Annotated in this window: 23 protein-coding genes; 9 read left to right on the forward strand and 14 right to left on the reverse strand. The window is 71.2% G+C overall.

Annotation, left to right across the window (positions count from 1 at the left end):
* Positions 1-179 precede the first annotated feature (179 nt).
* Positions 180-992, forward strand: a complete 813-nt coding sequence (locus HCA58_RS08395) for an endonuclease/exonuclease/phosphatase family protein (protein WP_346775915.1) — start codon at positions 180-182, stop codon at positions 990-992.
* An 89-nt stretch (positions 993-1,081) separates the two neighbouring features.
* Here HCA58_RS08395 and HCA58_RS08400 read toward each other — a convergent pair whose 3' ends face one another.
* Together HCA58_RS08400 and eda are read right to left on the reverse strand one after the other, a co-directional pair.
* Positions 1,082-2,185 (reverse strand): sugar kinase, encoded by a 1,104-nt coding sequence (locus HCA58_RS08400; protein ID WP_169597184.1) that lies wholly within the window; start codon positions 2,183-2,185, stop codon positions 1,082-1,084.
* Positions 2,182-2,820 (reverse strand): bifunctional 4-hydroxy-2-oxoglutarate aldolase/2-dehydro-3-deoxy-phosphogluconate aldolase, encoded by a 639-nt coding sequence (gene eda, locus HCA58_RS08405; protein WP_169597185.1) that lies wholly within the window; start codon positions 2,818-2,820, stop codon positions 2,182-2,184. The genes HCA58_RS08400 and eda overlap by 4 nt, the downstream gene beginning before the upstream one ends.
* A gap of 47 nt (positions 2,821-2,867) precedes the next feature.
* Here eda and HCA58_RS08410 point away from each other — a divergent pair, with 47 nt between their 5' ends.
* From HCA58_RS08410 to HCA58_RS08420, 3 genes are all read left to right on the forward strand, one after another.
* Positions 2,868-3,644 (forward strand): IclR family transcriptional regulator, encoded by a 777-nt coding sequence (locus HCA58_RS08410; protein ID WP_169597186.1) that lies wholly within the window; start codon positions 2,868-2,870, stop codon positions 3,642-3,644.
* 209 nt (positions 3,645-3,853) lie between these two features.
* Positions 3,854-5,530: an ABC transporter ATP-binding protein gene (locus HCA58_RS08415; protein ID WP_169597187.1), complete on the forward strand. Its 1,677-nt coding sequence runs from the start codon at positions 3,854-3,856 to the stop codon at positions 5,528-5,530.
* On the forward strand, positions 5,527-7,278 hold the full coding sequence (locus HCA58_RS08420; RefSeq protein ID WP_169597188.1) for an ABC transporter ATP-binding protein: 1,752 nt from the start codon (positions 5,527-5,529) through the stop codon (positions 7,276-7,278). The genes HCA58_RS08415 and HCA58_RS08420 overlap by 4 nt, the downstream gene beginning before the upstream one ends.
* A 99-nt stretch (positions 7,279-7,377) precedes the next feature.
* Here HCA58_RS08420 and HCA58_RS08425 read toward each other — a convergent pair whose 3' ends face one another.
* The 10 genes from HCA58_RS08425 to HCA58_RS08470 are packed head-to-tail and all read right to left on the reverse strand — an operon-like array spanning position 7,378 to position 17,571.
* Positions 7,378-8,361: an LLM class flavin-dependent oxidoreductase gene (locus HCA58_RS08425; protein WP_169597189.1), complete on the reverse strand. Its 984-nt coding sequence runs from the start codon at positions 8,359-8,361 to the stop codon at positions 7,378-7,380.
* On the reverse strand, positions 8,358-8,684 hold the full coding sequence (locus tag HCA58_RS08430) for a TIGR04076 family protein (protein WP_169597190.1): 327 nt from the start codon (positions 8,682-8,684) through the stop codon (positions 8,358-8,360). The genes HCA58_RS08425 and HCA58_RS08430 overlap by 4 nt, the downstream gene beginning before the upstream one ends.
* The gene (locus HCA58_RS08435) at positions 8,681-9,055 is read right to left on the reverse strand and encodes a nuclear transport factor 2 family protein (RefSeq protein WP_169597191.1); all 375 of its coding nucleotides are present in this window, start codon (positions 9,053-9,055) and stop codon (positions 8,681-8,683) included. Before HCA58_RS08435 ends, HCA58_RS08430 begins: the two co-directional genes overlap by 4 nt.
* 5 nt (positions 9,056-9,060) lie before the next feature.
* A complete protein-coding gene (locus HCA58_RS08440; RefSeq protein WP_346775916.1) occupies positions 9,061-10,764 on the reverse strand; it encodes a DUF885 domain-containing protein in 1,704 nt (567 codons plus the stop codon).
* Complete coding sequence (locus tag HCA58_RS08445; RefSeq protein ID WP_169597192.1) at positions 10,761-11,999, reverse strand: amidohydrolase family protein; 1,239 nt, start codon at positions 11,997-11,999, stop codon at positions 10,761-10,763. The genes HCA58_RS08440 and HCA58_RS08445 overlap by 4 nt, the downstream gene beginning before the upstream one ends.
* Positions 12,000-12,009: 10 nt before the next feature.
* Positions 12,010-12,975 carry an ABC transporter ATP-binding protein gene (locus tag HCA58_RS08450; protein WP_169597193.1) on the reverse strand — a complete coding sequence of 322 codons (966 nt, stop codon included), beginning with the start codon at positions 12,973-12,975 and terminating at the stop codon, positions 12,010-12,012.
* Entirely contained in the window at positions 12,972-13,952 is a 981-nt protein-coding gene (locus tag HCA58_RS08455) for an ABC transporter ATP-binding protein (protein WP_169597194.1), read from the reverse strand. Before HCA58_RS08455 ends, HCA58_RS08450 begins: the two co-directional genes overlap by 4 nt.
* A gap of 1 nt (position 13,953) precedes the next feature.
* Positions 13,954-14,871, reverse strand: coding sequence for an ABC transporter permease (locus tag HCA58_RS08460; RefSeq protein ID WP_169597195.1), 918 nt, complete (start codon positions 14,869-14,871; stop codon positions 13,954-13,956).
* Positions 14,868-15,953 carry an ABC transporter permease gene (locus HCA58_RS08465; RefSeq protein WP_169597196.1) on the reverse strand — a complete coding sequence of 362 codons (1,086 nt, stop codon included), beginning with the start codon at positions 15,951-15,953 and terminating at the stop codon, positions 14,868-14,870. Before HCA58_RS08465 ends, HCA58_RS08460 begins: the two co-directional genes overlap by 4 nt.
* 10 nt (positions 15,954-15,963) lie before the next feature.
* Complete coding sequence (locus tag HCA58_RS08470) at positions 15,964-17,571, reverse strand: ABC transporter substrate-binding protein (RefSeq protein ID WP_169597197.1); 1,608 nt, start codon at positions 17,569-17,571, stop codon at positions 15,964-15,966.
* A 309-nt stretch (positions 17,572-17,880) separates the two neighbouring features.
* On the opposite strand from HCA58_RS08470, the gene HCA58_RS08475 reads away from it, so the two are divergent.
* Positions 17,881-18,417, forward strand: coding sequence for a cupin domain-containing protein (locus HCA58_RS08475; RefSeq protein WP_169597198.1), 537 nt, complete (start codon positions 17,881-17,883; stop codon positions 18,415-18,417).
* Between the two features lie 59 nt (positions 18,418-18,476).
* Positions 18,477-19,421, forward strand: coding sequence for an acyltransferase domain-containing protein (locus HCA58_RS08480; RefSeq protein WP_169597199.1), 945 nt, complete (start codon positions 18,477-18,479; stop codon positions 19,419-19,421).
* A gap of 54 nt (positions 19,422-19,475) precedes the next feature.
* On the opposite strand, the gene HCA58_RS08485 is transcribed toward HCA58_RS08480, so the two are convergent.
* A complete protein-coding gene (locus HCA58_RS08485) occupies positions 19,476-20,357 on the reverse strand; it encodes a hypothetical protein (protein WP_169597200.1) in 882 nt (293 codons plus the stop codon).
* Positions 20,358-20,417: 60 nt separating this feature from the next.
* The gene (locus HCA58_RS08490; protein ID WP_169597244.1) at positions 20,418-20,645 is read right to left on the reverse strand and encodes a copper resistance protein CopC; all 228 of its coding nucleotides are present in this window, start codon (positions 20,643-20,645) and stop codon (positions 20,418-20,420) included.
* Between the two features lie 180 nt (positions 20,646-20,825).
* On the opposite strand from HCA58_RS08490, the gene HCA58_RS08495 reads away from it, so the two are divergent.
* From HCA58_RS08495 to HCA58_RS08505, 3 genes are read left to right on the forward strand one after another with little or no spacing between them, the layout of a single operon-like run.
* Entirely contained in the window at positions 20,826-21,245 is a 420-nt protein-coding gene (locus HCA58_RS08495) for a helix-turn-helix transcriptional regulator (protein ID WP_169597201.1), read from the forward strand.
* Between the two features lie 29 nt (positions 21,246-21,274).
* Positions 21,275-22,021 carry a molybdate ABC transporter substrate-binding protein gene (gene modA, locus HCA58_RS08500; RefSeq protein ID WP_205808093.1) on the forward strand — a complete coding sequence of 249 codons (747 nt, stop codon included), beginning with the start codon at positions 21,275-21,277 and terminating at the stop codon, positions 22,019-22,021.
* A gap of 3 nt (positions 22,022-22,024) precedes the next feature.
* Positions 22,025-22,870, forward strand: coding sequence for an ABC transporter permease (locus HCA58_RS08505; protein ID WP_169597203.1), 846 nt, complete (start codon positions 22,025-22,027; stop codon positions 22,868-22,870).
* The last annotated feature ends 37 nt before the right edge of the window (positions 22,871-22,907 follow it).

The following is a 22,907-nucleotide window of genomic DNA, read 5'->3' on the forward strand; positions in this document are numbered from 1 at the left end:
GGCCGGCTGCGCGGACCGGCGCCCGGGGCGGTTCGGCACACCGCCGTGACCGAGGCGACGGCCTCGATCGCCCGCCGTAACGATCATGGTGGTGTCACCCATCGGTGCGGATACACTTCAGCCCCCCGCGAGCCCAGGGCTGGTACATGAATCCTCGTCCGACAGATACCCGACCGCTGGTGTCCGCCGTCGCACTGGTCTGCGTCGTAGTGGTGCTGGCCGGGTGCTCGGTGGTCACACCGGTCGCTTCGACGCCGCTGCGGGTGCTACAGCTGAACCTGTGCAACAGCGGCATGGCCACCGGCTGCTACACCGGCCGTTCGGTGGCCCGGGCCGCCGAGGTCATCCGGGCCCGGATCCCCGACATCGTCACCCTCAACGAGATCTGCTCCGGCGACGTGGACGCTCTGGAACAGGCGATGACGGACGCCCACGACGGCACGGTGGTGGCTGCCTTCCAGCCGGCCCGCAACGGCCGCACCGGCGAGCCGTACCGCTGCGTCAACGGGCAACAGTACGGCGTCGGGGTGCTCACGCACATCGCCGCGCCGTACCGTGGGCACGAGATCCACGCGGGGATCTACCCGGCACAGGACCCGGCGGACCCCGAACAGCGGGCCTGGCTCTGCGTCGAGGCCACCAGTGCCTTCTACGCCTGCACCACCCACCTCGCCTACACCAGCTCCACGTTGGCGCTGGCGCAGTGCGGGCACCTGCTGGGCACCGCCATCCCACAGCTGCACGACCGCCGCAGCTACCAGCCGACGGTGGTCAGCGGCGACCTCAACCTGCGCGTCGGTGGCACACCCGACGTACGGTCCTGCGTGCCGGCGGACTACCGCCACCGGCACGACGGCGGTGTTCAGCAGTTCATGGCCACGACCGACCTGACGGTCGAAACCACCGAATCGATCGACATGGAGCGGACAACGGACCACGCAGCGTTCCTGGTGTCCCTCAATGCCCCGCAGCAGCAGGACCGGTCGGTCTGACTGCCACTCACCCCCCGACCGGCACGGCGGCGACGAGCCCGTCCCGGTGATCGACCTTGCGGGTCGATCCGGCGGTCAGCGCGGCCGGGTCAACGTTGCACCCGGGCACCGGCACCGCGCACCAACGCCTCCACCTCGGCCAAGCTGGCCATGGACGTGTCGCCTGGAGTGGTCATGGCCAGCGCGCCGTGCGCGGCGCCGTACTCCACCGCGACCGCCAGGTCGCCGTCGCGTTCGAGCAGGCCGTAGATCAGCCCGGAAGCGAAGCTGTCGCCGCCACCGACGCGGTCCATGATCTCCAGACCGGGTCGGTGGGTGGCTTCGGCGAAGCCACCGCCGGCCCAGGCCACCGCACCCCAGTCGTTCACGGTCGCGCTGCGTACACCGCGCAGGGTGGTCGCCACCACCTTGAAGTTGGGGTACGCCTGCACGACCGCCTCGATCATCGCCTTGAAGTTGCCGGCATCCAGGGCGCCGCTGTGGATGTCGGTGTCCGGCACCGGAAAGCCGAGACAGGCGGTGAAGTCCTCCTCGTTGCCGATCATCACGTCCACCAGGCGGGCCAATCGGGAGTTCACCTCCCGCGCACGGTCCTGGCCGCCGACCGCCTTCCAGAGACTGGGTCGGTAGTTCAGGTCGTACGAGACGAGGGTGCCGTGCCGGCGAGCGGCGGTCATCGCGGCCTCGGCGGTCTGCGCAGCCGTCTCCGACAGGGCGGCGTAGATGCCGCCGGTGTGCAGCCACCGCACCCCGAGGGTGCCGAACAGGTGATCCCAGTCGACGTCGTCCGGTTTGAGCTGGCTGGCGGCGGAGTGGCCCCGGTCGGAGGTGCCGACGGCACCGCGTACCCCGAACCCACGCTCGGTGAAGTTGAGCCCGTTGCGCACGGTGCGGCCGATCCCGTCGTAGGGCAGCCAGGTGACCAGGCTGGTGTCGACGCCGCCCTGGAGGATCAGATCCTCCAGGAGGAGGCCGACCTCGTTGCGGGCGAACGCGGTGACGACTGCGGTCCGCAGGCCGAAGCAGCGGCGCAGACCCCGGGCGACGTTGTACTCGCCGCCGCCCTCCCATACCCGCAACTGGCGGGCGGTGCGGACCCGACCCTCACCGGGATCCAGCCGCAGCATGACCTCACCGAGCGAGACCAGGTCGTAGTGGCAGTCGGCCTTCGGCCGGGGATCCACCGCACTCACACCGCACCTCCGGCCGCCGTCAGCGCCTCCCGCGTGCGGGAGGTGATTTCGTCCCACTGTTCACCGGCGACGAGGTCGGCCGAGACCATCCAGCTCGCGCCGACCGCCAGCACCGCCGGGATGGCCAGGTAGTCGGCGATCCCGGCGGCGGTGATGCCACCGGTGGGGATGAACCGCACCTCGCGGAACGGCGCCGCCAGCGCCTTGATCATCGCTGCGCCGCCGAGTTGCTGGGCGGGAAAGAACTTGACCACGTTCAGGCCGGCGTCCAGGGCCATCTGGATCTCGGTGGCGGTGGCGACACCGGACACCACCGGCACACCGGAACGCTGGCAGGCGCGCACGACAGCCGGGGCGAAACCGGGGGTCACCACGAAGCGGGCGCCGGATGCGATGGCTCGCTCGGCGTGCTCCACGGTGAGCACCGTCCCGGCACCGACGATCAGATCACCGCGGGCAGCGAGCGTCGCGATGGCCTCCAGCCCGGCGGCGGTACGAAGAGTCACCTCGACTGCGGTCAGACCGCCCTTGGCCAGAGCGTCACCGAGCGGATCCGCGTGTCGCGCGTCGTCGATCACCACCACCGGCAGCACCCGACCGATGGATAACTGTTCAACACTATGAACGTTGGTCACATACGTGACCTTACCGGAGGCGCACCTCCCTTCGCTAGAGTGGCCGCGTGCCGATCGCGTCCGAAGACTTCCAGCCCGTGAAGTCGGCCGGGCGCACCCTCGACCTACTTGAGCTGCTCGCCGACCACCCGCAGCCCTGGGCACTCGGGGACCTGGCCCGCACCCTCGCCATTCCGAAGAGCAGCCTGCACGGCCTGCTGCGCACACTCGTCAACCGCGGCTGGGTACAACCCGACGACAGCGGCACCCGTTTCCGGCTCGGCATGCGTGCGCTTCGGGTGGGTGCCGCCTACCTGGACGGCGACGACCGGGTGACCCTGCTGTCAGGAGTGCTGGACGAGTTGTCCCGCCGCTTCGGTGAAGCCGCACACCTCGGCCGACTCGACGGCGACCAGGTCGTCTACCTCGCTAAACGGGAGTCGGTGCACCGGCTGCGGCTCTACAGCGCGATCGGTCGCCGGCTGCCGGCGCACGCCACCGCACTGGGCAAGGCCCTGCTGGCCGAGCATCCAGACACGGACGTCGACCGGATGCTGAACTGGCCGCTGGCCAGGCTCACACCGCACACGGTAACCGACCGCGAGGCGGTGCACGCCGCTCTCGCGACGGTACGGACCACCGGGTACGCCGTCGACCAGGAAGAGAATGCCGAGGGCATCCGCTGCTTCGCCGTGGCCGTACCGTTGGCGAGCCCGGCAGTCGACGCGGTGAGCGTTTCGGTACCGGTCAGCCGACTACGCCCGGACATCGAGACGGCGATCCTCGTGGCACTCCGGGAGCTGGTCGGAGGTCTCGCCCAGGCCCGGAGCATGCTGACCGGCTGACCGGACCCCACGCCGCGTGGCCCGCCACCTCGGTCGAAGCTGGACGGTCGCAGCGGCCGGGCACGTGGCTGGCAGGCCCGGCCGGTGTCCACGAGGTTCCGGAAGTATCGGTAAGGCCGACGACCGGACGGGGTGGACGCACCGGCGAATAGCGACCGGGGAGGGCGGCGGGTTAGCCTGCCCTAACTCATCGAGTGTGAGGCGGGGGCATGGCACAGACAGCGGGGCAACTGATCCGTCGGATGTTCTGGCGACAGCGCCGCGACACCGTGCTCTGCGCCGGTTTCTGGTCACTGCACCAGATGTGTGAGGCGTTCGTCCCGGTGGCCATCGGTCTGGTCATCGACCAGGCCGTCGGGACCGGGTCGACCTCGGCGATGGCCTGGTCGGTACTGGGCATCTTCGCGCTGTTCACCGCCCTCACGATGGGGTGGCGGTGGGGCTTCTGGTTCCTGTCCAGGGGGGTCGCGGAAGAGTCACACGGGTTACGGATGCGGGTGCTCCGGCGCGTGGTCGGCGGTCAGGGAATCCACACCAGCCGCCAGAGCGGAGAGCTGCTCTCGATCGCGACGTCCGACACCGAGGCCACCGCCGACCTGCTCGAACTGGGTTCCCGGGTGGTGAGCGCGTTTGTCGGTCTGGCGGTGGCCACGGTCGTGTTGCTACGCATCGACTGGTCGCTCGGGCTCGGTCTGGTGGTGGGCGTTCCGGTCCTGGTGCTCGGGCTCAACGCGCTCGGACCGGTGGTGGGCCGCCGCACGTCCGCGCAGCAGCAGGCGGTCGGTCGGGCCGCCGCCACGGCGTCGGATCTGCTGCGCGGGCTACGACCGCTGCGCGGATTCGGTGGCGTCGACGAGGCTGTCCGTCGCTACCGCACGACCAGCCGTACGTCCCTGGACGCCGGGATCGGCACGGTCAAGGCCGGTGCGACGTTCATCGGCGCATCGACCTTCACCACCGGTCTGCTGATCACCGCTGTTGCCGCACTGGCCGGCTGGTACGCCCTGGAAGACCGGATCACGGTCGGACAGCTCATCACGATCGTCGGGTTGGCCACCTTCCTCACCGACCCGGTACTCAACCTCGCCGACTGTGTCTTCCGGATCGCGACGGCGCGGGCCAGCGCGGCCCGGGTCGCCGAGGTGCTCGCCGCCCCGGAGCGGGTACGGTCCGGAACGCGCACGGCCCAGCCGGGAACCCTGGCCCTCGACGCGGTGCACGCGCCGGGCCTTGCCGGCGTCGATTTCGCCGTGGCCCCCGGGGAACTGCTCGGCATCGTCACCGCGGAGAACGGCACCGCCGACGAACTCACCGAACTGCTCGCCGGGGCGCGGTCACCGCAGCAAGGCACGGTACGACTGGCCGGCGTGCCACTGCGGGAGCTGGACCTCGCCTCGTTGCGCCGGACAGTGCTGGTCGAACCACACGGGGTCGACCTGTTCGGCTCCACCCTGCGGGAGGTGCTCCAGAGCGGCGAGGACCGGGACGACGCCGCGCTACGCGCCGCGATGGCCTCGGCGGTCGTCGGTGACCTGCTCACCGACGACATCGGGTTCGGACGGGAACTCGTCGACCACGGTCTGAATCTCTCCGGCGGCCAGCGGCAGCGGCTCGCTCTGGCTCGCGCTCTGCTGGCGGACCGGCCGGTGACCGTCCTACGTGACCCGACCACGGCCGTCGACGCGGTCACCGAGCAGGCCATCGCCGACGGTGTCCGCGCCCACCGCGACAGCGACAACCGGGCGACGGTGCTGGTCACCACGAGCGCACCGCTGCTCGACCGGTGCGACCGGGTCGTCTTTCTCCGCGCCGGTCGGGTCGCCGCCGTCGGGAACCACCGCGACCTGCTCGCCGACGCGGCGTACGCGCAGGTGGTGCTGCGATGACCAGCAACGCCACGATCCTGCCGGTCGCGACGGGCCGGGTCACACTCGCCGCCTTCTGGCGGGCCCTGCGACGCTACCCGCTGCTCGCCTGGGCCTCGGGGGCCACAGCCACGGCGGCGAGCGTCGCGGCCGTCGTCGTGCCGATCCTGCTCGGCCGGCTGGTGGACCTGGTGGTGGCCGCCGGGACCGTCGGGTCGCTGCTCCTGACCGCCGCGTGGATTCTCGGCGCGGGCCTGGCCGCCGCGGTACTGACCGGCGCGGCGAACTGGCTGGTCACCGAGTGGGGCATGCGGGCCTGCGCCGATCTGCGCGAGGAAGTGCTCGACCGGGCGCTGCGGATGGACCCGACTAGGTTGGAGAGCGCCGGTTCCGGAGACGTGGCCTCCCGGGTCACCGAGGACGTGGAACGGGTCACCGACTCGGTGCGGCTGGCGGCCGGGATCTTCACCGCACTCGTCACGGTCGTCGTCACCTTCGCCGGATTCGCCACGCTCGACTGGCGCATCGCGGTCGCCTTCCTGATCGTCTTCCCGGTGCACGTGTTGAGCCTGCGCCGGTTCGTGCCGCAGGCGAAACGGTTGTACGCCGCCGAACGGGAAGCCGCGGCGACGCGTACGCAGAGCCTGTTGACCACCTTCACCGGTGCCCGGACCGTGCACGCGTACGGCATGCAGGACCGGCAGGGCCGACGGGTCGAGCAGGCCTCCCGCCACGCCGTGGTGGCCCGGTTGAGCGCGGTTCGCGGATTCCTCTGGTTCGCGAACACGATGAACTACGCCGAGGCGCTCGGCTTGACCTCCGTCCTGCTCACCGGTTTCCTGCTGGTACGCGGGGGCGACAGCACAGTCGGCGACGTCACCGCGGCGGCGTTGCTGTTCCACCGGCTCTTCGGCCCACTCGGCATGTTGCTGATCTCGTTCAACGACGTCCAGTCCGCCGGTGCGGCACTTGCGCGGCTGGTCGGCATCACCGGGCTCGACGTGCCGGCCCCCAGACCGGCCGACACCGTTGGTCCGCCGCCACCGACGGGCATCACCGCGAAGTCGGTGTGGCACCGCTATCCCGGTGGTCCCGCCGTCGTAACGGACGTCTCGATTGAGATCGGCGAAGGTGAGTCGTTGGCAATCGTCGGCGAGAGCGGAGCCGGAAAGACGACCCTCGCGGCCATCCTCGGTGGCGTGTTCCCCGCCACGGACGGTGAGGTGTGGCTGGCCGACCGGCCGATCAGCGAGTTGCATCCGACGGAGCTGCGCCGGATGGTCGGCGTCGTCACCCAGGAGGTGCACGTCTTCGCCGGCACCCTCGCCGACGATCTGCGGCTGGCCGCCCCGGACGCCACCGACGAGGAACTGCACGCCGCGTTGCGGCTGGTCGGCGCCGACGCCTGGGTAGACGCACTGCCCGACGGGCTGTCGACCCGGGTCGGCGACGGCGAACATCCACTCACCGCCGGCCAGGCGCAGCAGGTGGCGTTGGCCCGGATCGCCCTGCTCGACCCACCGGTCGTCGTGCTCGACGAGGCCAGCGCCGAAGCCGGCAGCGCGGGTGCCCGACAGCTGGAGCAGGCCAGCGCCGCGCTGCTCCGGGGCCGTACGGCTGTCGTGGTCGCGCACCGGCTCAGCCAGGCACACACCTGTGACCGGATCGCCGTACTGGCGCATGGCCGCATCGTCGAGCTGGGTACCCCGGACGAGCTGGTCGCGGCCGGCGGTCGGTACGCCGAACTGTGGTCGGCGTGGCGGCGTTGACCGGCCGACCCCAGCGTCCGACGACCGGACCAGCCCCTGCCGTTCCGCCCGTCCGGCAGGGCCGGCGGACCGGCAATCGCCGACCGGCGACCGGCGGGGTCAGGTGCGCAGTAGCGGCAACACCCGCCGGCCCAGCAGATCGATTCCGCGCTGCGGGGTGAGACCGTGTGGGGTGCCGAACTCCACCCGGCTCGCCCCGGCCTCGAACACCGCCGCGGCCTGGGCGGCGACCTGCTCGGGCGTACCGGAGAACGCGAACAGGTCGAGCAGGTCGTCACCGATCAGAGCGCCGGCCAGGTCGTCCTCGCGTCGGGTGACATGGTGCTGGATGCGGACCAGCAGTTCCGGGTCGACCTCGACGGTGGGGTCGAGGGCGGCGACCACCGCAAGGTACATGGCGACCTCGGTTCTCGCCATCCGCCGGGCCAGCGCACCGTCGGTGTCGACGACGGTGACCGCGCCGAGCACCACTCCGGTGTCCCGGCCCGACGCCGCCTCGTCCAGCCAGGCCCGCATCGTCTTGGCCATCGCCGGGTTCGCTGACCCGCCGACCTTCACCTCATCGGCGAACGCGGCGGCGGACCGGGCGGTCTGCTGGCCCCAGGTGCCCACCAGCACCGGCACGTCGGACCGGGCCGGGGTGTACCGCAGCGCGGTGCCCGGAGCCACGGTGAACTCGCGGCCGACGAAGCCGGCGTCGTCACCGGCGAGCAGCCGGCGGACGATCTGTACCGTCTCCGCGATGCGCCGCAACGGCCGGGTCTGTGCCACCCCCACCTGCTGCAGCCAGGTCCCCCGGGCCAGACCGAGGTACGCGCGGCCGTGCGAGGCCAGGTCGAGCGCGGCGACCTGACCGGCCACCTCCACCGGATGCAGGGTGAACGGATTCAGGCAGGCCGCGCCGAGCCGGATCCGGCGGGTGTGTCGGGCGGCCACCAACAGCGGGAACAGGGGCGGCTGGTACATCAGGTCACCGAAGACGGACAGCACGTCGAAGCCGTGCCGTTCGGCCAACTCGGCCAGCACCGCGTACTCGTCGGCGGACTTGTCCGACTGCAGGCCGATACCCACCAGGCGGGTCACGTCAGCTCCTCGGTGGGGATCTGTCGCCGGCCGGTGCGTTCGATGCGCATGATGAGCCGTTCCTCCGGGTCGGGGCAGGCGACGTGACTGTCCTTGGCCATCCAGTCCCCGTCGTCGAGGGCCCGCTGCTTGGCTGGTAGCAGCGGCAGACACGCGGCGAGCGCGTACAGGCAGAAGTGCTGGCCCTCGGGGATACGCAACCGGCACGACTCGGTCAGGTCGAGGTAGTCACCCGGCTTCATGCCACACACCGAACGTCCCTCGATGCGCTCCACCACGACCCGCAGGTCGTATACGTCGGTGGTGGGCTGGTCGTCGCTCATCGCACGGCCTCCGCGTGGTGGTGCACGATCCGCCAACCCGCGTCGCCTCGCCGCAGCACGTCGGTGACCCGGAAGCACGCATCGGGTCGGTCGTCGACGTGACAGGCCCGCAGGACGTACCGGACCAGACCGGTGTCGTCCCATGCCTCGGCGTGCAGCTGTTCCGCAGCGACCGTCACCGGTGCCGGCCCGGTGGCCCCGGCCGCCCGCCGGTCGCGCAGTTCGTCCAGCGCGGCCAGGCCGAAGAGCAGTTGATCGGCGTCCGATTCCCAGATGGTCAGTTCAGGGTGCAGGTGCGCGTCGAAGGCGGTCCGATCCCCAAGTGATCGGTACATGTCGGTGATCGTGGTGGTGAGTTCGTCGATACTCATCGGGGTCACTTCCGGTCGAGGGAGGCGGCAGCGGGGCGGAACGTCTCGGCGAGGCGGCTGCGCAGCGGGTCGAGGCCCATCGGCCCGAGCGCCAGCGCGGTGTGGTGGAACCGTTTGCGGTCGAAGGCGGGACCGGAGCGGCGCTCGGCGTCCTGGCGTGCCTGCTGCCACAGCCGCGCGCCGACCTTGAAGGCGAGCGCCTGCGCCGGCCAGCCGAGGTAGCGGTCGACCTCGAATCGGGCGCTGGCGGAATCCAGTCCGGCGACCCGGGTGAGCAGGTCCACGGCCACCGGGTGGCTCCAGCGGGAGGCGTCGGTGAACCCGTTGCCTGCCGGTATCGGCAGGTCGAGGTGCAGGCCGAGATCGACGACCACGCGGGCTGCCCGCCACATCTGCCCGTCCAGCATCCCCAGCCGTTCCGCCGGGCTGGCGTAGAGGCCGAGTTCGTCGGCGAGCCGTTCGGCGTAGTGCGCCCAGCCCTCGGCGTACCCGTGCACGTGGCACAGCGTGCGTTGCCACCGGTGCAGCTCGGCGGTGGTGAGGGTGACGGCGTGCTGAAGGTGGTGGCCGGGCAGCCCCTCGTGGCAGAGCGTGCCGACGTGGCGCCACACCGGCACCGTCGACTCGCCCGGCGGCACCGACCACCAGATGCCACCCGGGCGGGTCAGGTTCGCGTCGGGTGGTGTGTAGTACATGACCCCGGAGGTGGCGGGACTGATCCGGCAGACCACCTGCCGGGTGGCCGGTGGGATGTCGAAGTGTGTCCCGTCGAGCAGGTCGGTGGTCAGCGCGGTACGCCGGGTCAGCCAGTCCTCCAGGGCGGGACCGACCGGCACCCGGCCGTCCGGGTCGGCGTCCAGTGCCGTCCGGGCGGCCACGACGTCCGGGTGACCGCAGTCGACCGCCACCGCCCGCAGCTCGGCGGCGATGCGGGTCAGCTCCGCCCAGCCGTACGCGTACAGCTCGTCCAGGTCGACGGTGGCGCCGAGGAACGCGCGGGCGGTGACCTCGTACAGCTCCCGGCCCACCCCGTCCACCTCGGATGCGACGGGTGCCAGCTCGGTGCGCAGGAAGGCGGCGAAGGCTGCCGTGGCGGCGGTGGCGACCTGTGCCCCGTCGGCCAGCCGGGCAGCCGACGGTCCCGTCTGGTGGCCGGCGACGAGGCCGCCGTAGAAGTCGCCGGCGACCCAGGCGGTGCACTGCTGCGCGACGGCCAGTACCTGCCGGCGGGCGACCAGGTGGCCACGCTGGGCGGAACGCCGCAGGGTGGCGGTGTACTGGGCGAGGGTGCTGGGCAGCCGGTGCAGGTGGTCGGCGACGACCGCCCAGTCGTCGACGGTGTTCCGGGGCAGGTTGTCGAAGACCTGCCGGGCCAGGTGCACCGGGGTGGCCAACGGGGCGAGCAACCGAGTGGTGAAGCCGACGTCGTGCAGCGTGATCTCGCTGTCCAGCCGGTCGGTCAGGGCACCGGCGAGGGCGCGCTCGGCCGGCGTGGTGACGGTCGCGCTGGCCACGGCGGTCGCGGTCCTGCGGGACAGTTCGGCCCGAGCGTCGAAGTTCTCCGGTGACAGGTCGGCCAACCGCCACTCGGGGGTACGCCCGGCCGCCTCGGCGGCCTCCGGGTCGAGTGCGGCGAGGGCGTGCAGGTACTCGTCGGCCACGGTGCAGATGCGCGGCGCGGGGGCGCCCGGCTGGGCGGTGCCGGTCACCGGGACGCCCGGAGCCGGTGCTTGTCGTCGCGGTACGCCACGCCGCCCTTCACGACAGCGTGCAGGGTACGCAGCGCGGATACGGAGCGGGTCGGGTCGTCGCGCAGCAGCAGCAGGTCGGCGTGTTTGCCGACCTCGACGCTGCCGAGGGTGTCCGCCCGGTCGAGCCACTCGGCGGGGCGGATGGTGGCGGCCTTGAGCGCGTCGGCCACCGACATCCCGGCGTCCACCATGAACTCCAGCTCGCGTACGGTCGCGCTGGTCTCGTCGTAGCCCGCGTGCGGGGGCATGTCGCTGCCCAACGCGATCGGTACCCCGTTACGGATGGCGTGCTGGAGGCTCTCCCAGTGCCGCGGGCCGGCGGCCAGAGCCCGGTCCATCAGCCAGCCGGGCACCCCGGAGTCGCGGAAGAACTGTTCGCAGCGGCTGACCACGATCGTGGGCACGTACCAGACGCCACGGTCGGCCATCAGACGGGTGACCTCGTCGGTCAGTTCGTAGCCGTGCTCGACGCAGTCGAGGCCGAGTTCGACGGCCCGGCGTACGGTGTCGGCCGGGCCGGCGTGCGCGGTGACCTTACGCCCCCAGTCGTGGGCGACCCGGAGCACGGCGGCCATTTCGTCGTCGAGCAGCTGAGGTGTGTCGATCGCCTCGAACTGGCCGGCGATGCCGCCGGAGACACACACTTTGATCAGGTCGGCGCCGGCCCGGATCTGTTCCCGGGTGATCCGACGGAAGCCGTCTGCACCGTCGGCCTCCAGCGCGTCGGCCTCCCAGCCGTGGCCGCCGGTGCAGCAGAGCGCGTGCCCGGCGGTGAAGATCCGTGGGCCGTCCACCGCGCCGGCCTCGATGCCCCGGCGCAGCGCGAAGTCGGCGTACCGGCTCTCGCCCACCAGCCGGGCGGTGGTGATCCCGGCGTGCAGGGTGCGCCGGGCCGAGTCGGCCATCAGCAGTACCAGTTCGGCCAGGTTGGACCGGTGCACCGTGTCGGCGAGGTGGCCGGGCAGCCCGAGGGAGAGGTGTACGTGCATGTTGGTCAGACCGGGCATCACCACGTCGCCGTGGAGGTCGACCACACGGGCGTCGCCGGCCTCGGCGAGCACGTCGTCGACGGCTCCCACGGCCTTGATCGTTCCGTCGGCGCCGATCCAGACACCCCGGTCGGGTTGGAGGTGGTCGGCGACCCCGTCGTAGAGGGCGAGGTTGACCAGAACCTGTTCGGTGGCGGTGTACATGACGGCGTCCTCAGTTCGCGGGTACGACGGCCGCGGCAGTCGTGGGGTCGTTGAGCCAGCAGGCGGCGCTGCGACCGCCGAGTTCGAGGGTCGGTGGCTGGTCTCCACAGGGGGCGAAGGCGTGCGAGCAGCGCGGCCGGAAACGACAGCCGGTGGGGGCGTTGGCGGGATCGGGCACCTCACCGGCCAGGGTGGCGGGCAGTGCCGGGGTGGTGCTGATGCGGGGCACCGCGTCGATGAGCGCCCGGGTGTAGGGGTGTCGCGGACTGCGCCACAGCTCGCGGGTGGGCGCGGTCTCGACGATGCGGCCCAGGTACATCACCGCCGTGACGTCGGCGATCTCGTGCACCAGGGCAAGGTCGTGGGAGATGAACAGCATGCCCATGTCCAGGTCGCGGACCAGCTCGACGAGCAGGTTGACCACCTGCGCCTGGGAGGAGGCGTCCAGCGCGGTGACCGGTTCGTCGGCGATGATCATGCGGGGTTGCGGGGCGAGGGCCCGGGCGATGGCGAGCCGTTGCCGTTGGCCGCCGGAGAACTGGTGTGGGTACCGGTCGGCGGCGGTGCCCGGCATACCGACCCGGTCCAACAACTCGCGCACCCTCTCCCGGCGGGCCGCGCCGGCAAGCGTCGACGGAACGCCGTCGAGCAGTTGCGCGCCGATGGTGCGGCGGGGATTCAACGAGGCGTACGGATTCTGGAAGACCATCTGCAGGCCGATCTCGGTGTCCGGCCGGCGTCGCCAGCCCAACGGCGTGACCGGCTGGCCGGCGAAGCGGACCGCGCCGGCGCTCGGCGGGGTCAAACCCACAGCGACCCGGGCCAGTGACGACTTGCCGCAGCCCGATTCGCCGACCAGGCCGACGACCTGTCCGGATGCCACCTGAAGGCTCACCCCGGCGACCGCGCGTACCCGGCCTCGCCCGCGCGAGCGGTACTCGACCTCGACGTCGCTGATCTCCAACAGGTCGCTCATCGGGCAGCCACCTCCAGGTGCGGGCGGACCACGCAGGCCACCGAACGGTCGACGGCCACCGGGTCCAGGCGCGGCGGGGCGGTGCCGCACTCCGGCTCCGCGTGCCGGCAGCGGGGTTCGAACGGGCACCCTGGCGGTGCCTCTCCCGGCGCCGGCGGGCTGCCGGGAATGGGTCGCAGTGTGCCGACGGTCTGGGTGCCGTGCGGCCGGGCACCGAGCAGTGCCGAGGTGTACGGGTGCGCAGGTGCGGTGAGTAGCGCTCCGGTCGGACCGGTCTCCACCACCCGACCGGCGTAGAAGACGTAGCCACGGGTGGTCAACGCGCTGAGCACCCCCAGGTCGTGGGTGATGAACGCGACGGCCAGGCCGGTCTCGGTGCGCAGCCGGTCGAGCAGGGCGAGGATGCCGGCCTGCACGGTGACGTCGAGGGCGGTGGTCGGCTCGTCGGCGATCAGCAGTCGGGGCCGGGCCGCCAGGGCGATGGCGATGGCCGCCCGTTGCCGCATGCCACCGGAGAACTGGTGCGGATAGGCGCGCAGGGCACGTTCCGGGTCGGGGATGCGCACCTGGTCGAGCAGTTCCACCGCCCGGCGCGTGGCGGCCCGGCGGTCCATCCGAAGGTGCACCCGCATGTGTTCGGTGAGCTGACGACCGACGGTGAGCATCGGGTGCAGGGCGGCGGTCGGGTCCTGGAAGACCATGGCGATGCCCGCGCCTCGGACCCGCTGCCAGCCGCGGTTGTCCAGGCCGAGCAGGTCCGTGCCGGCGAACCGGGCCGACCCGGTTACCTTGGCTCCGGCCGGCAGCAGGCCGAGCAGGGTCTGTGCGGTGAGACTCTTGCCGCAGCCGCTCTCCCCGGCGATACCGACGAGTTCACCCTCGTCGACGCTGAGCGAAACGTCGTGCAGGATCGGCAGCGGTCCGCGCGGGCCGGGCAGGGTCACGGCGAGGGAGTCGACGTCGAGCAGCGGCGCCATCTCAGCGTCCCTTCGCGTAGCGGGGGTCGAGCCGGTCACGCAACGCGTCGCCGAGCACGTTGAAGGCCATCACCACGGTGAGGATGGCCAGGCCCGGAAAGACGCTCACCCACCACATCGACAGGTCCTGCGAGCCGAGCGCGACCATCGAACCCCACTCGGCGGCCGGCGGTCGCGGGCCGAGCCCCAGGAAGGACAGTGCGGCGAGCAGCAGCACCGCGTTGCCGAGTTCCAGGGTGGCCAGCACGATCGCCGGGCCGATGCTGTTGGGCAACACGTCACGGCGTAGCGCCCGGACCGGTCCGACGCCCAGCAGTCGGGCGGCGTTGAGGTAGTCGTCGCCGCGCATGCTGAGCACGGCGCTGCGGATCACCCGGGCGTAGACCGGCCAGGAGACGATGACCAGCGCCAGCACCGCGTTGCGGGTGTTCGGGCCGAAGGCGGCGGTCACCGCCATCGCCAGGATGATCTGCGGGAAGGCGAAGACCAGGTCGGTCAGCCGCATCAGCGCCTCGTCGGCGAACCGGCCCAGGTATCCGGCGACCAACCCGAGCAGACCGCCGACGAGCAGGGCCAGGGAGACGATGGCCAGGGCCAGCGGGATCGACAGCCGCGCGCCGTGGACGACCCGGCTGAAGATGTCCCGGCCGAGCGAGTCGGTGCCGAACCAGTGGGTCGCCGACGGCGGTGCGTAGGTGTCGGCGCTCTGGGCGAGTGGGTCGTAGGGCGCGACGATCGGGGCGAGGATCGCCGCCAGCAGCCAGCCACCGAGGATGGCGAGCGCCACCACAGCGATCGGCTGTCGCCACACCGGCCGGCCGGTCGAGCCACCGCGTAGCCGGCCGAGCCACCGGCGTCGGGTCAGGGCCCGGTCCACCTTCGGGTCGGGGGCCACCGGGTCGGGTGCGGTCATCGTCATGACAGGCGGATCCTCGGGTCGATGAGCCCGTACAGCAGGTCGACGGTGAGGTTGACAAGCGTGTAGACGAGCGCCACGAACAGGCTGACTCCGAGGATCGCGGGCAGGTCGAGGGCGGTGGCGCTGCGGTAGGCGTACTGACCGACGCCGGGCCAGCCGAAAATGCTCTCGACCAGCACCGTCCCGGACAGCAGCGAGGCGAAGGCCAGGCCGGAGACGGTGACCACCGGAACCAGGCCCGCGCGCAGCAGGTGCCGGCGCAGGACCACCCGCGTCGGCAGGCCCTTGGCGTACGCGGCCCGGATGTAGTCCTGCTGGAGCACTTCCAGCATGGCGGAGCGGACGAAGCGGACCAGCAGCGCCACGGTCAACGAGGTCAGCACCAGCACCGGCAGGGTCAGGTGCTGCGCCGCATCCCAGGCGACATCCCACTGCCCAGCCAACGCGGCGTCCACTGTGTACATGCCGGTGACGGTCGGCGGTGGGCTGAACGCCGTGGACAGCCGGCCCCCGCTGGGCGCCAGACCGAGCTGGTAGAAGAACACGTAGAGCACCACCAGGGAGAGCCAGAACGGTGGGGTGGATAGCCCGAGCAGGGCACCGACGCGGACGATCTGGTCGGTGGCGCGGCCGTTACGGACCGCGGCGAGCATCCCGATCCCGGTCCCGATCACCAGCGCCAGCACCATCGTGGGGATGGCCAGTTCCAGGGTCGCCGGCACGTAGCGCACCAGGTCGTCCAGGACCGACCGACCGGTCTGCTGGGAGATGCCCAGGTCGCCCCGCAGCAGGTTGCCGAGGTAGTGCAGGTACTGCTGCCAGAGCGGCTGGTCCAGGCCCCACTTCTCCCGAAAGGCCGCCACCGTGGCCGGATCGTTGAGTGCCTGGTCGGACAGGTTCGCGGTGACCGGATCGCCGGGTACCACGTTCACCAGCCCGAACGTCACCACGGTGACACCGAGCAGGAGGCCGGCGGTGATCGCCAGCCGCTTTGCCAGGAAGGCGAGCAGCGGGTGGGCGCGGCGGGGCCGGGGCGCGGTCGTGGTGACCGCGCCCGGCTCGCCGTTCTGGACCGTCGTCATGGTGCTCCGACTACTTGCGGCCGACCGCGGCGACGTCGACCTGCCAGCCGGCGGCGGAGTAGTCCGCACCGGTGAGGTCGGCGGTCGCCACCACCGTGGAGGAGTTGCTGGCCAGCACGATGTACGGGGAGGACTGGTTCATCAGCCGCTGCCACTGCTGCATGGCGGTGGCCCGGGCCGCGAGGTCGAGGGTCTCGGTGACCTTCTCTCCGGCGGCCACGATCGCCGGGTCGGCCCGCTCCACGGTCCAGCCCGAGCGAAGCGCGGTGGCCTGGCCGGGCGCCATGTTGTTGATCAGCGAGTCGGCGACCGGGTAGTTCAGACTCTGCGGGGTGAAGCCCAGGGGCGACTTGCCGCTGCGCATCTCGTCCAGGAAGGTGGTCAGCGGCTGCGGGTTCAACTCGAGCGTGATGCCGGCCTCGGCGGCGTCGCCCTGCACCTTGGTGGCGACGGTGCCCAGGTCGACACCCTTGTAGGTGATGGCCGGGTAGTTGAACTTGACCGTCGGGTCGGTCAGGTCGGCCTCGGCGAGCAGCGCCTTGGCCTTCGTCACGTCCCGGGTGGACGCCTCGCTGGCGGGCAGGGTACCGGGGAAAGCGGGGGCGACCAGGCCGGCACCGGGTGCGGCACCCTCGCCGTACAGGGCGGCGATGCCCTGGTAGTCGATGGCGGCCCGCAGTGCCTGGTTGAACTTCGGGTTCGCGGTCACCGCCGACACGGCCGGGTCGGCGTTGAGGAAGAGGAAGTAGACGGTGTCCTGCACACCTGAGGTCTGCAGGCTGTCCGGCAGTCCGTCGAGCAGCTTGCCGGAGATGTCGAGCGAGATCTCGGCGCTCTCGGCACGCTGCATGGTCAGCTTTTGGGTCTGCACGTCCATGTTGCGCAGCACCACCCGCTCGAACTGCGGCTTCTCGCCCCAGTAGTCCGGGTTGGCCTCCAGCACCACCTGCGACTCCGGCTCGTACGACGACAGCACGTACGGCCCGCTACCGATCGAGTTGGTGTCGAGGTACTGCTGGGCGGTGTCGCCCTGCGCGGCGTCCTCGCCGTCCTTGGCGCCGTTGTCCTGGGCAACCTCGGCGTTCAGCACGCCGGTGGACGGCATCGCCAGCACCACCGGGACGTTCGGGTTCGGCGTCGCCGAGGTGACCACCACGGTGCTGTCGTCGGTCTTGCTGAACGTCAGTTCGCTGACGGTGACCGCCGGACTGCCCTTGATGTTCTTCAGTCGGTTGAGGGAGAACACCACGTCGTCGGCGGTGAGCGGGCTGCCGTCGGAGAAGGTCACCCCGGAGCGGAGCGTGAAGGTGAAGGTCTTCGCGTCCGGGGACGCCTCGTACGACTCGGCGAGCGCCGGGACGGGGGTGCCGACGTCGGAGCCTTCGAAGGTGAGCAGGGTGTCGTAGAGGGCGTGCACCGCGGTCAGGCCGGTGGCTTCGTAGACACGGCCCGGGTCGAGGGTCTTGAGCACGAACGACGTGTTGACGGTGAGGGTCTTGACCTCGCCATCGTTCGCGTTGCCACCGCTGCCGCCGGCTGTGCAGGCGGTGGTGGAGATGACGGCCAGCGTCGCCAGAGCGATTGCTCCGGCGCGGAGCCGGCGGGGGGACACCGACATGCTGTTCCTACCTTCGTATGGTGTGGCCCGCTGCGCGGGGCCCGCGGGCGTCGACGTCCGGCGGCACCGTCACCGCCGGCGCAGATGGCTGGTTGACGGTGTCCCGGGTTCTCCGGAGGTGCGTCGGGGCTTTCAAGGTGTGTCGTCGCAGGGTTGGATGTAGCCGGACTCGCGTTCGTCCGGTTCGTGCCTGGACGCGGCGTGTCTGCCGTTATCAAACAACGCCGTCCTGTTGTTTGACCACCCTAAACACGGCCGTGTAGCTTGGTCAAACATTTTTAGTCACACTGTTATCGGATCGAGGTTCACATGCTCGGCGACCGGCTCCGCGTCCTGCGTCAGCAGCACTCACTCACGCTGCGGCAGCTCGCCACAGCCGCCGACGTGTCACCCGCGCTGCTGAGTCAGATCGAGAACAGCGCGACCGACCCGAGCCTGGCCACCCTGCGCAAGCTCGCGCAGGTCTTCGACACCTCGGTCGCCGAACTGTTCTCCGAACCCGAGGCACCCGCGGTGCACATCAGCCGGGCCGGCAGCCGCAGCCTGCTCACCGCGCCCCCGGGGCAGATCACCTACGAACGCCTCACCCCGGGACGCGGCGACCTGGAGGTGCTCCAAGCCCATCTCGACCCGGGCGACGCCAGTTCGGCCGAGCCGTGGGCCCACCCCTCCACCGAGTGTGCCATCGTCATCAGCGGCGAGGTGGTCGCCGACATCGGTGGTGAGGCGTACCCCCTCGCCGCCGGTGAGGCCGTCACCTTCGACTCACGCCTGGCCCACCTCTACCGCAACGCCAGTGACCAGCCGGCCCACCTGATCATCGCGGTCACGCCGCCCAACCCCTGAACGGTCGACGAGTTCTCGCTCCGGTCGGAGGTGCCAGGGCCAGCGCTACTGTCGTCGGCGTGGATCTGGACGACATCGCCACCCGGCTCGACGTACCCTTCGAGGACGTCGACCGCGTGCACCGGCTGGCCGGCGAGCAGCCGTCGACGCCGGTGCCCGCCAGAGCCAACGCGCCAGCGCTGCTCGACCGGCTCGCCGCAAAGCCGGACGATGCCGCCGAGATCATGGCGGGCTGGCCCGACTCCGACTCCACGCAGTGGACCCCGGAGCTGCGCTGGCTGCTCGACCGCTCGATCGCCCTGGTCCGCGCGGATCTCGGAGGCCACGAATGGCTGCCACCCGGCCCGGCGCTGCCGCGCGAGCGGGGCCCCGCCTGGCGGCACCTCTACGTCTACACGTACCTGGCCATGGTGGACATGGCCAGGGGGTACCACCGGGACCACGGCGTTTCCGACGCCGTGTCCTGGGCTACCCTCGCCGACCTGGGTCGCAACCTCGCGATCGACCGGCGGATGAACCGCCAGGGCTGGTCGGTCATGCAGAGCTGGCTGACACTGCACTCGCGCGGCGCGCTCTACGAGCTGGGTCGGCTTCAGCACCACCGCGGCGGCACCGCCATCGACCTGCACATCCCGGACTCGGGCCCACTGACCCCGGCAGCGGTCGAGGCGTCACTCGACGAGGCCCGCGTGTTCTTCCCTCGCCACTTCCCCGACGAGCACTACACGTCGTTCGCCTGCGGCTCGTGGCTACTCGACCCGCAGCTGGGGGAATACCTGCCCGAGGAATCCAACATCGTCCGGTTCCAGCGACGTTTCGAGCTGGAGCCCTATCAAGAACCGGCAGGGCTCGACGCCGACGTCGAAGTGGTGCGGTTCGTGTTTCGCAGCCTGACCACACCGCTGAATCAGCTGCCGCGCCACACGGCGCTCCAGCGCGCGGTCGTCGACCACCTCCGGGCGGGCCGACACTGGCAGTGGCGACGCGGCCGTTTTCCGATGTGACGCCGCCGCCGCCAGCCCGCCGGACGGCCGGTCGCCGGCCGTCCGGAGCCGGCATCAGCGGTTGGTGACCAGGTCGCCGCAGTCGGTCTCGTCGGGCAGCAGCGGTCGCAGGGTCAGCGTCCACCGCTTGCCGTCCGAGACCCAGGGGGTGGCCGCGTTCGCCGTCGCAGCGGCGGTGAGCACCTGCTGCGCCGCGTCACCGGTCGCCGTGACACAACCCAGACCCAGGCCCGCGCCGAGTTCGCCGCCCGGCAGTGCCGGCCCGGGCCAGGCCACCTCGGGCTGCTCGCCAGCCTCAGCGTTGGCGCCCCAGGGCTCGGCCACGGCGGCGACGGCGGTCGGCACGTACGGCTGCGTGTCCGTCGGCGCGGCGGCGAGCGGACCGGACTCGGCGGTCAGCGAGTCGGCGAACTCCCGCAGGGTCTTTCGCTTCGACCGCTGGTCGGCGGTGAGCCCGGTCTGCGTCCCGCCGGACTCAGCCAGGGCATAGACCTCCAATTCCTGGACGCCGTTGTCACCGAGGATCGTGAAGCGCGTCGTGGGCGCGTCGGCGACCGGCGGCGTGCCGAGATCCGCCGGGTCGCCCACCCCGACGCCGCGGGCCGTCTTGAGCAGTTCCTCCACCTCGGTGGCACTGATCGTGCCCACCTGTAGGTTGGGCAACGCCGGACCGGGATAGATCAACGGCACCGGCCCCTGAGTGATCACGCGGCCGTCACCGTAGACGCTCACGGTGGGCAGGCGGGTGGCCAGCATGGCAGGCGTGACGAAACCCCCGGTGTGCTCCATCCGGAACACCACCGCGTCGGCGGAGTAGGACCGCTCGGGTGAGTCCGCCTCTCCCGACCCGGTGCCACCGGACTGCTGGCCGCAGGCCGCGGAGGTCAGCAACAGCAGAGGGACGACCGCGAGTCGCCCGCTTCGACGAATGCTCATGCCGTTTGGACGTCGGCCGACGCCGACCGGTTCCAGGCGAGGTCGGGGTGGCCGAGGAGGTCAGGCCCAGTTGACCGTGAATGCTGCGGTGTGCACCTGCCCGTCCACCTGGAAGTACTCCCGCACCGACGGTCCAGTGTGTCGGGCTTTGCGATGCGTCCAGCCGTTGTCGACCCGAGCACCGCCCGGCGCGGTGACAGTGACGTACGCGTCCTGGCGGACCCGCTCGGTGAGGTAGAGCTGCACAGCCGTCACGGCCTCGTCGACGGTGGCGCCCTCGCTGATCAGCGAGCGACCGTGGACCCCCCGGCGGGTACGGCCGTCGCTCGAAGTTGCGCACGTACTTGGTGGTCAACGGGACGCCGGTCCAGAGGACCTCAGCTGCTACGAGCTTGGCGGTCAAAGGCCTGCAAGTTCGATGCTTCCCCTATCTTCAGGCTCGTATCTGCATGACGTAGAGTGAGAGCTGTGACGGTGTTTCGCATGGGCGAGGCAGCCGAGCTGCTGGGGGTCAGCGCGGACACGGTGCGGCGCTGGGTGGATGCCGGTCGTCTCGCCGCCATCCGCGACGAGCAGGGACATCGACTGATCCACGGTGTCGATCTGGCCGCGTTCGTCCGGTCCCAGGCCGACGGTCCAGTCGATCGGGCAGACGAGTCCTCGGCCCGTAACCGGCTCCGGGGGATCGTCACCGCCGTGCTCAAGGACGCCGTGATGGCCCAGGTGGACATTCAGGCCGGACCGTTCCGGGTGGTGTCGCTGATGAGCCGTGAGGCCGTCGACGACCTGGGACTGTCGGTCGGTTCGGTGGCCATCGCGGTGATCAAGTCGACCACCGTCGTCGTGGAGCGACCGCCGACCGACGCAGACCGGAGTCACGGCTCGTGACGGCCCGACGCCTGGCGCTGTCCGCCGCCATGATGATGGTGGCGCTTACCGGCTGCGGCAGTGGCGAGACCACCGACCAGCGACCGCAGGGCGGTGCCGTGACCGGTGCCGTCACGGTGTTCGCCGCCGCGTCGCTCACCGAGTCGTTCACCCGGATCGGCGAGGACTTCGAGACCGCGAATCCCGGCGCGCGGGTCACCTTCAGCTTCGCCGGCAGTTCCGCCCTCGCGCACCAGATCAACCAGGGTGCCCCGGCAGACGTCTTCGCCTCCGCCTCCCCCGCGAACATGACGACCGTCGTCGACGCCGGCAACGGCGACGGCAACCCGAGTGTCTTCGTACGCAACCAGCTCGTGATCGCGGTGCCGGACGGCAACCCGGGCAGGGTGAGCGGCCTGGCCGACCTGACCCCACCGGACGTCAAGGTCGCGCTCTGCGCCGAACAGGTCCCCTGTGGCGCAGCGGCGGTGAAGGCACTGGACGCCGCCGGGACGGAACTTATCCCGGTCACGCTGGAACAGGACGTCAAGGCGGCCCTGTCCAAGGTACGACTGGACGAAGTCGACGCGGCACTGGTGTACCGCTCCGATGTACGGGCCGCCGACGAGGAGGTCGACGGGATCGAGTTCCCCGAATCGGCCGGGGCGGTCAACGACTATCCGATCGTCGTGCTGAAGAACGCCCCGAACGGGTCGGCCGCCCGTGCGTTCGTCGAGCATGTGCTCTCCGGACCGGGTCAGGCCGTCCTCGCCGCCGCCGGATTCCAGGCCCCGTAGCCGATGTCCCGGCCTGACCTCGTGACCGTAACGCCCGCCCGGTCCGCGCCACCTCCACAATCCAGGCGCACCGGTCGAATACCCGTCGCGTTGCTGCTGCCCGCCGCCCTGGGCCTGGTCTTCCTGGTGCTGCCGCTGGCAGGTCTGTTGATCCGTACGCCGTGGAGCACCCTTCCGCAGCGCTTGACCGAGCCGGGGGTGCTCACCGCGCTGCGGCTGTCCGTCCAGGCCGCGACCCTGGCCACGCTGCTCTGCCTCGTCCTCGGAGTGCCCCTGGCCTGGCTGCTCGCCCGCATCGACTTCCCGGGCCGCCGCCTGGTGCGTGCCCTGGTCACCGTACCGCTGGTGCTGCCGCCGGTGGTCGGTGGTGTGGCTCTGCTGCTCGTCTTCGGCAGGCGGGGCATCCTCGGCGGCTGGCTCGACAGCGCCTTCGGGTTCACCTTGCCGTTCACCACGGCCGGTGTGGTGCTCGCCGAGGCCTTCGTCGCAATGCCGTTCCTGGTGATCGCCGTCGAGGGCGCGCTGCGCGGCGCGGACGTCCGGTACGAGGAGGCGGCGGCGACCCTCGGCGCGGGCCGGTGGACCACCTTCACCCACGTGACGCTCCCGTTGGTCGCCCCGGGCATCGCCGCCGGAGCGGTGCTGTGCTGGGCCCGGGCGCTCGGCGAGTTCGGTGCCACCATCACCTTCGCCGGCAACTTCCCCGGCCGTACGCAGACCATGCCGCTGGCGGTCTACCTCGCCCTGGAGACGGACCTGGAGGCGGCGATCGTGTTGAGTCTCGTCCTGCTCACCGTCTCGGTGGCGATTCTGGCCAGCCTCCGTGACCGCTGGCTCGGCAGTTCGTGACCGGCGATCCGAACTGCCCCGGCGTCGATCCGAGCCC

This window comes from Micromonospora sp. HNM0581, from assembly GCF_012726175.1.
GTDB lineage: Bacteria > Actinomycetota > Actinomycetes > Mycobacteriales > Micromonosporaceae > Micromonospora.